Source organism: Pseudomonas sp. MYb193, from assembly GCF_002966775.1.
GTDB lineage: Bacteria > Pseudomonadota > Gammaproteobacteria > Pseudomonadales > Pseudomonadaceae > Aquipseudomonas > Aquipseudomonas paracarnis.
Genome location: NZ_CP023269.1, coordinates 3,478,201 through 3,490,999, shown reverse-complemented (window position 1 = coordinate 3,490,999; position 12,799 = coordinate 3,478,201). Strand labels below are relative to the sequence as shown.

Here is a 12,799-nt window from a genome sequence, read left to right as displayed (position 1 = left end):
GCACAGAGCCCAATCATGCAATTTTTATCCAACCCCCATGGCTGTGAAGGCTGGGCCGGCGAAATGGCCCAGCGGATTCGCACGTTTGACTGGTCAAGTACCGACCTTGGCCCCTTGGATCAGTGGTCCACGAGCCTGGCTTGCACCGTGCAAATGATGCTCGCCTCACCCGTGCCGATGGTGATGCTGTGGGGGCGGGCGGGGTACATGATCTACAACGACAGCTATTCGGTATTTGCCGGCGGGCGCCATCCCTACCTCTTGGGCACTCCGGTAGAACTGGGCTGGCCGGAAGTTGCCGAGTTCAATCGGCATGTGGTGGATACGTGCCTGGCGGGTGGTACCTTGTCGTTCAATAACAAGGAGCTGGTGTTATCGCGTCACGGCCAACCGGAAAGCGTATGGCTGGACCTCTATTACAGCCCCGTGGCCGGGGACAACCAACAGCCGGCCGGGGTGCTGGCGATTGTGGTGGAAACCACCGAACTGGTGAAGTCCGAGCGGGTGCGCCAGGAGCTCACCCATAATCTGGAGCAACGCGTAGCCGCTGAAGTGCAGGCGCGGTCTGCCGCAGAAGACCAGTTGCGCCAGTCACAGAAGCTGGAAGCGATTGGCGGCCTGACCGGTGGCGTGGCCCATGACTTCAATAACCTGCTGCAAGTGATCGCCGGCAACCTGCATTTGCTCGCCCGGCATGAGCCGGACAATTGTCAGGTGCAACGTCGCGTCACCGCGGCCATCGCCGCCGTGGAGCGAGGGGCCAAGCTGTCGTCGCAACTGTTGGCCTTTGCCCGTCGCCAGCCCTTGTCTCCGGCGGTGTACAACCCGCAGCGCATCTACGCCGGCCTGGGCGAGCTGTTGCAACGGGCGTTGGGGGAAACCATTCATATCGACGTGCAACTGCCCCAGGACTCCTGGTGCATCAATGTCGACCGCAACCAGCTGGAAAACGCGCTGCTCAACCTGGCGATCAACGCCCGCGATGCCATGCAGGGCGAGGGTGTGATTCGTATCACCGGGGAAAACGTCATCCTCAACCCGGACGATTGCATCGGTAAAAGCATCAAGCCCGGCGAGTACGTGCGCCTGGCAGTGGCCGACACCGGCGTGGGCATGTCCGAGGCGACCCTCAAGCGCGCATTCGAACCCTTCTTTACCACCAAGCGCGAAGGCCACGGCACCGGCCTGGGCCTGAGCATGGTGTTCGGTTTTGTGCGCCAAAGTGGCGGGCACGTGGACATGTGGAGCGAGGAGGGCAAGGGCTCGGTGGTGCAGATGTATTTCCCCCACTGCCTGGAGCCTGAATGCTTCGACGACTACAGTGATGCGGACCTGCAAGGCGGCGGCCAGGAAACCATCCTGGTGGTCGAGGACAACGAAGGCGTGCGCCTGACGGTGGTCGAGTTGCTGCAGCAGTCGGGTTATACCGTACTGACCGCCGAGGATGGCGACCGCGCGATGCAAGTGTTGCAGCGCGGCGTGTCGCCGGACCTGATCTTCACCGATGTGGTGATGCCGGGTCGGGTCAAGAGCACCGACCTGGCCACCTGGGCCCGCGCTCAGAACCCGCCGGTGCCGGTGCTGTTTACCTCTGGCCACACCCGCGACATTCTGTCTTCCAATCATCTGCTCAGCGCCGATATCCACCTGCTGAGCAAACCCTACAGTCCCGATGCCCTGACCCAACGCGTGCGCAGGGTGCTAAGCGCAAGACAAGGTTGCCCATGACATCACAGCGCAACATCCCACCGCTCACCGCCCGGCAAACGGGCTTCGTCAGGGTGCGTGGCGCCCGTGAACATAACTTGCGCAATGTCGATGTGGATATTCCCCGGGACGCCCTGGTGGTATTTACCGGCGTGTCTGGCTCCGGCAAATCGTCCCTGGCGTTTTCCACGGTGTACGCCGAGGCCCAGCGCCGCTATTTCGAATCGGTGGCGCCGTATGCGCGGCGCTTGATCGACCAGGTCGGCGTGCCGGACGTAGACAGCATCGAAGGCTTGCCGCCTGCCGTGGCCCTGCAACAGCAACGGGGTACACCCAGTGCGCGCTCGTCGGTGGGCAGTGTCACCACCTTATCGAGCTTGATCCGCATGCTCTATTCCCGCGCCGGCCGTTATCCGAAAGGGCAGGCCATGTTGTACGCCGAGGACTTCTCGCCGAACCTGCCCCAGGGCGCGTGCCCGCAATGCCACGGCCTGGGCCGCGTGTATGAAGTGACCGAAGCGCTGATGGTGCCCGATCCGTCCTTGACCATCCGCCAGCGTGCAGTGGCGTCCTGGCCGTTGGCGTGGCAGGGCCAGAACCTGCGCGACATCCTTGTGACCCTGGGTTATGACGTGGACATCCCGTGGCGCGAGCTGCCGAAAAAGCAGCGCGACTGGATCCTGTTCACCGAAGAAACCCCCACCGTACCGGTGTACGCCGGCTTCACCCCGCAGCAGACCCGCGAGGCGTTGAAACGCAAGCTCGAACCCAGCTACCAAGGCACCTTCAGCGGCGCTCGGCGCTATATCCTGCACACCTTCGCCCACACCCAAAGCGCGCTGATGAAAAAGCGTGTATCGCAGTTCATGCAAGGCAGTGCCTGCCCATTGTGCGAGGGCAAACGCCTGAACCAGGCGGCGCTGTCGGTGAAGTTTGCCGGGGTGGATATCGGTGAGCTGTCGCAATTGTCCCTGGCGCAATTGGCCGAGTTGCTGCAGCCGGTGGCCGCGGGGCAGGACACGATGAAGCTGTCGGTGGAAAAACGCCTGGCGGCCCAGCGCATCGCCCAGGATCTGCTCGAACGGGTCAACACCTTGATCGAACTGGGCCTGGGCTATCTGTCCCTGGAGCGCAGCACGCCGACCCTGTCGTCCGGGGAACTGCAGCGTCTGCGCCTGGCCACCCAATTGGGCTCGCAGTTGTTCGGCGTTATTTATGTGCTCGATGAGCCTTCGGCGGGACTGCACCCGGCGGATGGCGAAGCATTGTTCACCGCGCTTGATCGTTTGAAGGCCGCGGGCAATTCGCTGTTTGTGGTGGAACATGACCTGGAAACCATGCGCCGCGCCGACTGGCTGATCGACGTGGGCCCGGCTGCCGGCGAACATGGCGGGCAAGTGCTGTACAGCGGGCCGCCAGCAGGGTTGGCGGATGTCGAGGCCTCGCAGACCCGCGAATACCTGTTTGCCTCACCTCGCCCGGCCAATGTGCCAAGCCGCGAGCCGGCCGGTTGGCTGAAGCTCAAAGGCGTGACGCGAAATAACCTGAAAGATTTGAACGTGGATTTCCCGCTGGGCCGTTTCACCGCGGTGACGGGGATTTCCGGCTCGGGCAAATCCAGCCTGGTCAGCCAGGCGCTGCTGGAATTGGTGGGCACGGCCCTGGGGCGTGTGCTGGAAAGCGACGACGAACCGAGCCTGGAAGATGCTGCACCGCAAGCCAGTGGCGGGCGCATCAGCGCCGGGCTCGAGCACATTCAGCGCCTGGTGCAGGTGGACCAGAAACCCATCGGCCGCACGCCGCGTTCCAACCTGGCGACCTACACCGGGCTGTTCGACAACGTGCGCAAACTGTTTGCCGCCACGCCAGCGGCCAAGAAACGCAATTACGATGCCGGGCAGTTCTCCTTCAACGTCGCCAAGGGCCGTTGCCCGAACTGTGAGGGTGAAGGTTTTGTCAGCGTCGAGTTGCTGTTCATGCCCAGCGTGTACGCGCCATGCCCGACCTGTCATGGCGCGCGCTACAACCCCGACACCCTGGCGATCAAATGGCAGGGCTTGAACATCGCCCAAGTGCTGGGGCTGACGGTGGAGCAAGCGGTGCAGGTGTTTGCCGAGCAGCCGGGCATCCTGCGTTCGTTAGTCGTGTTGCGCGATATCGGCCTGGGTTATCTGCGCCTCGGGCAGCCGGCCACCGAGTTGTCGGGCGGTGAGGCACAGCGCATCAAGCTCGCTACCGAGTTGCAACGCAATGCCCGGGGCGCCACCTTGTATGTGCTGGACGAGCCGACCACCGGGTTGCACCCCAGGGACGTCGATCGTTTGCTCAGCCAACTGAACCAGTTGGTGGATGCGGGGCATACGGTGGTTGTGGTGGAGCATGAAATGCGCGTTGTGGCCCAAAGTGACTGGGTGATTGATATCGGGCCGGGAGCAGGGGACTTGGGCGGGAGAGTCGTGGCGTGTGGGGCGCCGCAGAAAGTGGCCAAGAGCAAGACCAGCCGGACTGCGCCGTTTCTTGCTCGGGAGCTGGTCTGACTGGAGGCTGGCCTTTTGTGGGAGCTGGCTTGCCTGCGATGATGGCCCCCCAGCCGACCCCTATCGGCCTGACCCAACACAATCCAACTGTGGGAGCGGGCTTGCTCGCGAAGGCGGTCTGAGAGTCAACACAGTTGGATTGTGTACATATCCATTCCTGCGGTAGTGACCACTTAGGGTTCCGCCCTGACGGCGGCTCACTTTGCAAAAGCGGCAAAGTAAGCAAAACGCTCTTGCCCCACCACTCGGCACCTCGCCCAGGCTCGGTGTGCCCGAACGCAGGCTTGAATCCGTGGGCCGCCGCCACGCGCCATCCATGGCGCGGGGCGGCTAACCCGGCGTCCTGCCGGGTTACCCACGAATTCAAGCCTGCGTTCGGCCAGCGTGGTTTGACGGGGCGCTTAAGATCAAGATCAAAAGCAAATCAAGAGCAAGATCAAGAGCGGCTCGCTTCGCATCGTGGTTACCGTTGGCTGCGACGCAGTTGCAGGTACCAGGGAGCACAGGATTTTGCATTGTCTTGGTAAGACCGTGTTTGGCTCAGATGCTGATCGAGTCCAGCATGCGCCCCAACATGGCATCACATCCCGCCAATTGCGCTACGCTCACGAACTCGTCCGGCTTATGCCCCTGCTCCATGCTCCCGGGCCCGCATACCACGGTGGGAATGCCTGCCGCATCAAACAGCCCGCCTTCGGTGCCAAACGCTACGGTGCCGAACGCTTGCGAGCCGCAAAACGCCGCAATCAGCTGCGCCGCCTGGCTGTGCTCATCCGTGACCAGCCCCGGGTAGGCCGACAGCTCTGTGAACCGAATGGAGCTCTGCTTGCTGACCGCCTGCATACGCGGCAGTACCTGCTGCATGGCGTACGCTTGCAGTTCTTGAGCGACTTCAGCGGGGTCCGAGGCGGGCAGGGCGCGTACTTCAAAGTCAAAGCGACAATCGGCCGGGACGATGTTCAATGCCTTGCCGCCACTGATCAGGCCGGTCTGTACCGTGCTGAAAGGTGGATTGAAACGTGGGTCCTGGTGCGAACGCAAGCGCTGGCCGATGCGCCCGAGTTCGCAGATCAGATCGGCGGCATGTTCGATCGCATTCACCCCCGAGGGCGCATACGCCGAATGACATGCTTGACCCTGTATGTCGCAGCGCATCGCCAACTTGCCCTTATGACCCAACACGGGTTTGAGTTCGGTCGGTTCGCCGATGATGCACAGCATGGGTTTCACCGGGCGCTGTTCCAGAACAGCGAGCAATGAGCGTACGCCCAGGCATCCGACTTCTTCATCGTAGGACAGGGCGATATGCACCGGCAGGCGCAACGGTGTTTTGACCAGTTCGGGTACCAACGCCAGCACGCATGCGATATACCCCTTCATGTCGGCAGTGCCGCGCCCGAACAGCTTGCCGTCACGCTCGGTCAACGTGAACGGCGGCAGGGTCCAGGGTTGCCCATCCACTGGCACCACGTCGGTATGCCCCGACAGCACGATACCTGGCAGCTCAACCGGGCCGACGCTGGCAAACAGGTTGGCCTTGGTGCGTTGCGCGTTGTAGACCAACTCGCTGGCGATGCCAAACCCGGCCAGGTAATCGCGCACAAACTCGATCAACTGCAGGTTGGACTCACGGCTGGTGGTGTCGAAGCCCACCAGCGTTTCCAGCAGGTCGCGGCTGCGGCTCATCGCTCGTCTCCGGCCACGCCGTAGCCGGGGGAGCGGTCGGGGGCGAGGGCGCGATCGATATAGTCCTGTACCTGTGGGCGGTAGGCGTCCCAGAGTTTTTGCAATTCGCCAATCGGCGCTTCGTCGGCCCAATCCACGCGCAAGTTAATGATCGGCCAAGTCAACTCGCCCACCACCACCAGCGCGGCGGAATGCACCGGGCCGGCTTCGCCACCGGCGGCGATGGCGGCATGCATCGCTGCCAGCAACCGGTCTGCGAGCTGGCCTTCGCCCTGTTCGAAGGCCGAGACCATCGCGGTGATGACTTCACGGTCGGCGAGCATATTGCCCGCCGCCACGCATTGCTCGCCCGATACCGCGTGATGGGTACCCAGGGTCTGGCTGCCGCTGAAATGCACGCTATGGCCCAGGTGGTCTATCGCCGTCAGTTGCCGATACTGGCTGTAGCCGTTGCGGGTGAGTGCTTTGTCCACGGCATCGGCTGGGGCCAGGCCCTGTTCCAGCCCGTCGAGCACATCTGGGCCGAGGGCCGGCAAGGTGATGTTCTGGGTCGATACCGCGCCCACGCCGGGCCGCAGCCATGGGCAGCGAGCGCCTACGGCGATACTTGATGAGCTGATGGCGACGCCCAACTGGCCGGTTTCCGCGCAGCGGCCAACGATTGAAAAGGTCATGGTTAGCCTCCTTACTCTGGGATAACCGCGATCACATCGATTTCCATCAGCCACTGCGGCTGGCCCAGGGCCGAGACCACCAGCCCGGTGGAAATCGGGAATACGCCCTTGAGCCACTTGCCCACTTCCTGATACACCGGCTCGCGGTAGCGTGGGTCGATCAAGTAGGTGGTGGTTTTGACGATGTGGCTGAGGTCGCTGCCGGCTTCTTCGAGCAGTTGCTTGACGTTTTTCATCGCCTGCTCGGCCTGGGCCCGAGGGTCGCCGAGGCCCACCAGGTTGCCATCGAAATCAGTGCCCACCTGGCCGCGTACATACACGGTGTTGCCGGCGCGCACGGCCTGGCACAGGTCGTTATCCAGGCTCTGGTTGGGATAGGTTTCTTTGGTGTTGAACATGCGGATGCGAGTGTGAGTAGGCATCAAAAAACTCCAGGAAAAAGTGATCAGGCGCTGACAGGGGTCTGGCGGGCAACCGGCGCAGCTGCGCGGTACTCGAGGTACTGACGCTGGATAGCGATATGGTCGGCTACGTATTTGGCGTCGTGCCACACCCCCCAGATAAACGACGAGCCACGCCGCGATTGCCATGGCAAACCGAGGAAGTAGATGCCGGCTTCGCTGGATACACCGCGTTGGTGTTGCGGCTTGCCGGCGGCGTCGAAAGCGTCCACCTGTAGCCAGCTGTAGTCCACGGCAAACCCGGTGGCCCAGATGATCGAGGTGATGCCCGCTTGGGCCAGGTCCAGCGTCAGGATTGGCTGCTTGATGCATTCAGCGTCTGGAAACACGCGACGTGCTTCGGGCTCCTGGGGCAGGTCGAGACCATTGCGTTCGACATACGCGTCGGCCGCGTCCAGCAGGGCCCGGTAGTTCTCATCCCCGCGTGCCAGGTTTTCCACCAGGTTGGGTTGGAACGTCGCCACCGTGCCGTCGAAGGCTTGGGTCAGGCCAACCAGGGTCATGCCTTGCTGGGCCAGTTCACGGAAGTCGATGGTCTTGCCGCCGTGGGCGCCGCTCACAGCAATGGTCACGTGTTCACGGCCAGGTTTCATCGCCGCCTGGTCCCACTCGCCCAGAACCCCCAGCCACCAGCAGAAATCCCGGTTGCGATAGGCGCGGGGCGGGCGGTCATGGGCGCCTACCGACAGGTAGACCTGGCGACCGGCGCGCTGCAGTTCATCGGCGATTTGTACGCCGGAAGAACCGGCGCCCACCACTAATACGGCGCCTGCCGGCAGTTGCCCAGGGTTGCGATAGTCGGCGGAATGGATCTGGTGCAGAGCCGTGCCTGTAGGCGCTATGCCTGGAATCACGGGCTTCTGGAATGGCCCGGTGGCGGCGACCACGCGGTTGGCTTCGATCACACCTTCACTGGTATGCACGGTGAAGCCGGGGCGGCCGATGTTACGTACCACTGACGTCACGTCCACGCCAGTGCGGATCGGCGCATTGAATTTGCGTGCGTAGGCTTCAAAGTAATCGGCGACACGCTCTTTTGGCGCGAAGCCATCGGCAGGGACGTCGTCGAATTCCAGACCGGGGAAGCGGTCATGCCAGGCCGGGCCGTTGGCGACCAACGAGTCCCAGCGCCCGGTGCGCCAGCGCTCGGCGATACGGCTGCGCTCCAGCACCAGGTGCGGCACGCCTTGCTTGCTCAAATGCTCGCTCATGGCCACGCCAGCCTGACCTGCGCCCACCACCAGCGTGTCTATTTTTGTTATTGCTTGAGTCATGTGTCTGTCCTTGCGTAATGCAGTTGGATTCAGCTTGGGCATGACGTCAAGTTAGGGGGCGGGCGGTGATTAATAAAATATTATTAAGTTGGGAATTGAGCATAAATATCGGATGCAGAGGGGGCTGGAGCGAGCTTGCTCGCGAAAAACGTCAACGCTAACGCGTGTTTTCTGGATGAACGCGGCGCCTGTGGTTTTTTCGCGAGCAAGCTCGCTCCTATGTATGGACTCGCCCCCACTTTCAACCCGCTTTTCAAACATTGGTACCCGGTTGCATCTATGTATCAGGCCTATCCGAGGAAGCTCCAAACAGCTTCTGGCCAACATTGGATCAGCTCGCGATCTGCCCATTACAAAAAGGCCTCAAGGGCCGGTAGGAGCGCAGGCATCAATTCGCGACGGTCTGACCAGGGGTCAATGTTCGTTAGCACGGGTTGGAGCGGCTAAACGCCCCGGTGGCAGAACTCTGTGAATCAGTGGCTCATCGCAGTCTCCTGACTGTTGCCTGGCTGGCGGCGATACGTCTGGTCGTTCTGCAAGAGCCGCCAGAGGATACGCAGGTTACGGTTGGCCAAACGCACTGCCGCCTCCTTGCGCCCCAGACGAGATACCCAACGCTGTAACCGCTGGTCGTCGGGCTGCTCTGAATCCGGTCGTACCTGTCTTAAAACGGCGTGGGCACCCTGGACCGCCAGACTGCGCAAATACGCATCACCCTTCTTGCTCATCTTGCCGAGCCGGATTTTTTCTCCGCTGCTGTGCTGGCTGGGCACCAGCCCGAAGTAGGCGGCGAACTGTCGGGCATTTGCGAAGCGTTCAGGCTCAGTCTGCTTGGCCAACAGTGCTGTGGCTATGATCGGGCCAACTCCGCGCACCGTCATCAATCGCTTGGCTGTCTCATCGTTCTTCGCCGCTGTTTCGAGCCGACCGGTCAACACGTTGACGCGTTCGCCCAAATGAACCCATTCAACTAGCAGTTCGGCGATTAGTTCGCGCAGCAAATCGGGTAATGGCTGAGTGGCGTCTTCCAGTATTCGCGGGATACGTTGGCTGATGGCCATTTCGCCTTGGGGCATGGATACTCCCTGCTCCAGCAGTAAGCCGCGCATCTGATTACCGACTGCCGTACGTCGCCGTATATATCCCTGTCGGGCCCGATGCAGCGCTTGCATTGCGAGCGCCGCCGCACTTTTGACCGGTACGGCAGATATCCTGCAGTCGCGTCCAGCACGCAGGATCGCCAATGCATCGTTGCGATCATTTTTCGGGCCGCTGCGATGAGTGGTCACATGCTGAGCCGGTAGGATGCGCACTGAATTGCCCTGCGTTTGCAGCAATCGCGCCCATGCCTGAGCACCTGGCCCGGTTTCCACCAGCACCGTTACGCTTGCTGGAAGCTTAAGAAGAAAGGTTTGAAAGGCCTCTCGTGACTTAATCCGATCCTCGAATATCACCTGGCCGAGCGCATTCTCGCCGGCCACTTGGAAGACCTTTTTGGCAAGGTCTACCGCGACGTTTACGCAAGTAGATACATCGGCTGACAAAGACTGATTGATCGTCGTATGCTTTTTCATGGGCTCGCCCTCGCTGTCGTTGGCTTCTATAAGAATGCCACCGTGGCGCATAGACGCCTCGGCTTGGGCGAGTCCATCTAATTACAAACAGCTTAGAGCTCTCCGGAGTACTTCACCGCCGCCGCCGCCCGCGATGGTACCTTCAGGCTGCGCAGCAGGGACGACACATGGATGCGCACGGTAAACGGCGAGATATCCAGGGCCTTGGCGATTTCCTTGTTGGTCTTGCCCTGGGCAATCAGGCGCAACACTTCCTGCTGGCGGGTGGTAAGGGTATGAGTGTCCAGCGGCAGCAGGCCCGACGGCGCGAACTTGACCAGCACTTCGCCGGCACGTATCGCCAGCAGCGCCTGGCCGATCTCGTCCGGGGCGATGTTCTTGCCGATAAAACCGTCGACGCCCAAGGCCATGACTTGTTCGATCAGCGCAGGGTCGTCGACCATCGACACCACCACCAAGGTGGTGCGTCGCAGTTGCTGGCGCAGTTCGGCCAGTTGGCTGATGCAGGTCAGGCCGGGAAAGCGCAAATCGAGGATCAGGGTATCGACCTCACCCGCCTCGCGCAGCAACGTATTCACCGTGGCGAGGTCGCCGGCCTCTTGCACCTGGGCGTCGGGCAGCAGGCGTTGCACGGTGCGCGCCATGCCTTCGCGAAACATGGGGTGGTCGTCGGCGATGATGATCCGGCCGGTCATGGCGAGCTCCTTCCTGGGGCCAGGTTGTGTCGAGGCATGCTACTTTACCAGCGGGCCAAGGGCCCCTTTTCTAAGATGATATGTCAAGGATATGACTATGAGTCCCGAGACCAACTCCGAACTCGATCAGGCTAACCTGCGCATCGTGGTGGCCACCATCGCCATTGTGTATATAAGCCTATTGGGTTTCCTGCCTGGGCAGTCGTTGGACACCTACCTGCCGGTGATCCTGTATATCTTCGTGTTCCTGCTGGCATCCATCGGGTTGCGCCAGGTGATCGCACGCTGGCCCGGGCATTATCCGGCGCGGCGGATCTTCGGCATGATCCACGACTACACGGGCACTTCGTTCGGCCTGGTGGTGGGCGGTGAGGCGGCATTGCCGCTGTATGCGGTGATGGTCTGGGTGAACCTGGGCAACGGCATGCGCTACGGTTCGCGCTACCTGGCAATTGCGACGGGGCTGGCGTTGCTGGCGCTGTTGATCGTGTACCAACTCACGCCGCTGTGGCAGGCGCAACCCTTCATGATGCTGATGCTGATGATCACCAGCACAGTGATCCCGGTGTACGCCCATATCCTGTTGGAGCGCACACGCAAGGCTTCCGAGCAAGCCATCGCCGCCAACCTGGAAAAGTCGCGCTTTCTTGCCCAGGCCAGCCATGACCTGCGCCAGCCGATCCACTCCATCGGCCTGTTCACTGCATGCTTGCGCGAAGCCCGCTTGGGGGAGGACGAACAGCGCCTGGTAGACAATATCGACCGCTCTTTGCTTAACGTGTCGCAATTGTTTCGTTCGATTCTCGATCTTTACACCCTCGACAACGGACGCCTGTTGCCCAAATACCAAGTGATTCACCTGGGTGACTTTCTCGCCGACCTGGTGCGCCAGAACGCAGAGGCTGCGCGCTGGGCTGGAGTGCAGTTGCGCTTGCGCGCCTGCGCTCACTGGGTGCTGGTCGACCCGGCCATGTTGGCAACGATGGTGCAGAACCTGCTCTCCAATTGCTTCAAATACGGCGCGCAACGACCAGTGCTGATCGGCGTGCGTGTTCGCGATAACGGCTTGGTGGTGGAGGTGCACGACCAGGGGCGGGGCATTGCCAGGGAGCATCTGTCAAAGGTCTTCGAAGAGTTTTATCGCGTGCGCCAACTGCGTGACAAGGACGTTGAAGGCGTGGGCCTTGGGCTGTCCATCGTCAAGCGCCTGGGGCAGTTGATGGGCTTGCAGGTGAGCCTGCGTTCGCGGGTGGGCCATGGCACCTCAGTGAGTCTGCATGGCCTGGCCCTGGCCACCGCGCCGCGTCAACCGGCAGTGCGTGACGATGCTCGCCAGGCCGGTCTGCTCAGCGGTCTGAAAGTGTGCCTGGTGGAGGATGACTATAACGTGCTGCTCGCCACCCAAGCCTTGCTCGAGCGCTGGGGGTGCGAGGTGCAGGCCGAGTCCACGGGGCAGGGCTTGGTCAGCGACTGCGACATCATCGTTGCCGACTACGATCTGGGCAACCATGCCACCGGCATTGAATGCATCGACCAGCTACGCGAGCAACGCGGCTGGGCGGTGCCAGCGCTGATCCTCACCGGGCACGATGTGGAGAAAATCCAGGCCGCGTTGCATGATCGTCAGATCGCTATCCTCTCCAAACCGGTACGCCCTGCGGAATTGCGCGGCACCCTGCGTGAGCTCAGTCAGGAAAAAATTACTGCATGAACGGCGTCAACCCATTGCCTTTGGCGCCCTTGGGCATGCAGTAGGCCGCGGGCTTCATCAGACCGAAGCTGGCAATTGCGAACGCGCCGCCGCTCGCACCGCTGGGCACGGAGCAGTTGTACTCGCCGGAGGCAGTGTTAGCGACGTAGTAGGTGGTCATGGAGTCGCTGCGCACATTGGAAATACGTTTTACCGGCTCGCCCAGATTGGTTTCCGAAAGCTTCTTGAGATGATCTTCGGTGGGCTTGATATTGCTGCAACCGGCGACGCCGATGATCAAGGCGCCCAGCAGGGCAAGACGAGTGACAGGGGAGTGGAGTTTCATGGTGCTTCTTCCTTGGGGTTGTTTTGGTTTTTCCAACGCGCAAAGAACCCGCGCGCACTGAGTGCGCGGTGTGGGTGAGAACGTTGGAAGTGCCGCGGAATATAGCGCCGCCGTGGGGTGGGGTCGATTAGCACAAATGGGCTAGTGGCAGTTTG

Annotated in this window: 10 protein-coding genes; 3 read left to right on the top strand and 7 right to left on the bottom strand. The window is 61.6% G+C overall.

Going from position 1 to position 12,799, the window contains the following annotated elements:
• The first annotated feature begins 15 nt into the window (after positions 1 to 15).
• Together CLM72_RS15805 and uvrA are read left to right on the top strand one after the other, a co-directional pair.
• Entirely contained in the window at positions 16 to 1,728 is a 1,713-nt protein-coding gene (locus CLM72_RS15805; protein ID WP_034126118.1) for an ATP-binding protein, read from the top strand.
• Entirely contained in the window at positions 1,725 to 4,244 is a 2,520-nt protein-coding gene (gene uvrA, locus CLM72_RS15800; RefSeq protein WP_105227090.1) for an excinuclease ABC subunit UvrA, read from the top strand. Before CLM72_RS15805 ends, uvrA begins: the two co-directional genes overlap by 4 nt.
• 540 nt (positions 4,245 to 4,784) lie before the next feature.
• Here the strand turns inward: uvrA and argE are convergent.
• The 6 genes from argE to CLM72_RS15760 form a co-directional block, all read right to left on the bottom strand.
• Positions 4,785 to 5,930: an acetylornithine deacetylase gene (gene argE, locus CLM72_RS15790; RefSeq protein ID WP_105227089.1), complete on the bottom strand. Its 1,146-nt coding sequence runs from the start codon at positions 5,928 to 5,930 to the stop codon at positions 4,785 to 4,787.
• Complete coding sequence (locus CLM72_RS15785) at positions 5,927 to 6,604, bottom strand: DUF1028 domain-containing protein (RefSeq protein WP_105227088.1); 678 nt, start codon at positions 6,602 to 6,604, stop codon at positions 5,927 to 5,929. The genes argE and CLM72_RS15785 overlap by 4 nt, the downstream gene beginning before the upstream one ends.
• An 11-nt stretch (positions 6,605 to 6,615) precedes the next feature.
• The gene (locus CLM72_RS15780) at positions 6,616 to 7,026 is read right to left on the bottom strand and encodes a RidA family protein (RefSeq protein WP_014718154.1); all 411 of its coding nucleotides are present in this window, start codon (positions 7,024 to 7,026) and stop codon (positions 6,616 to 6,618) included.
• Positions 7,027 to 7,049: 23 nt separating this feature from the next.
• Positions 7,050 to 8,381, bottom strand: coding sequence for a flavin-containing monooxygenase (locus CLM72_RS15775; protein WP_371920428.1), 1,332 nt, complete (start codon positions 8,379 to 8,381; stop codon positions 7,050 to 7,052).
• A 431-nt stretch (positions 8,382 to 8,812) separates the two neighbouring features.
• Positions 8,813 to 9,913 carry an IS110 family transposase gene (locus tag CLM72_RS15765; RefSeq protein WP_105229148.1) on the bottom strand — a complete coding sequence of 367 codons (1,101 nt, stop codon included), beginning with the start codon at positions 9,911 to 9,913 and terminating at the stop codon, positions 8,813 to 8,815.
• A 92-nt stretch (positions 9,914 to 10,005) separates the two neighbouring features.
• A complete protein-coding gene (locus CLM72_RS15760) occupies positions 10,006 to 10,608 on the bottom strand; it encodes a response regulator transcription factor (protein WP_034126113.1) in 603 nt (200 codons plus the stop codon).
• Between the two features lie 97 nt (positions 10,609 to 10,705).
• Between CLM72_RS15760 and CLM72_RS15755 the strand changes: the two genes are divergently transcribed.
• Positions 10,706 to 12,319 carry a hybrid sensor histidine kinase/response regulator gene (locus CLM72_RS15755; RefSeq protein ID WP_105227085.1) on the top strand — a complete coding sequence of 538 codons (1,614 nt, stop codon included), beginning with the start codon at positions 10,706 to 10,708 and terminating at the stop codon, positions 12,317 to 12,319.
• Here the strand turns inward: CLM72_RS15755 and CLM72_RS15750 are convergent.
• On the bottom strand, positions 12,309 to 12,644 hold the full coding sequence (locus CLM72_RS15750) for a hypothetical protein (protein WP_044273082.1): 336 nt from the start codon (positions 12,642 to 12,644) through the stop codon (positions 12,309 to 12,311). The two genes, CLM72_RS15755 and CLM72_RS15750, sit on opposite strands and share 11 nt — an antisense overlap.
• Positions 12,645 to 12,799: the final 155 nt, after the last annotated feature.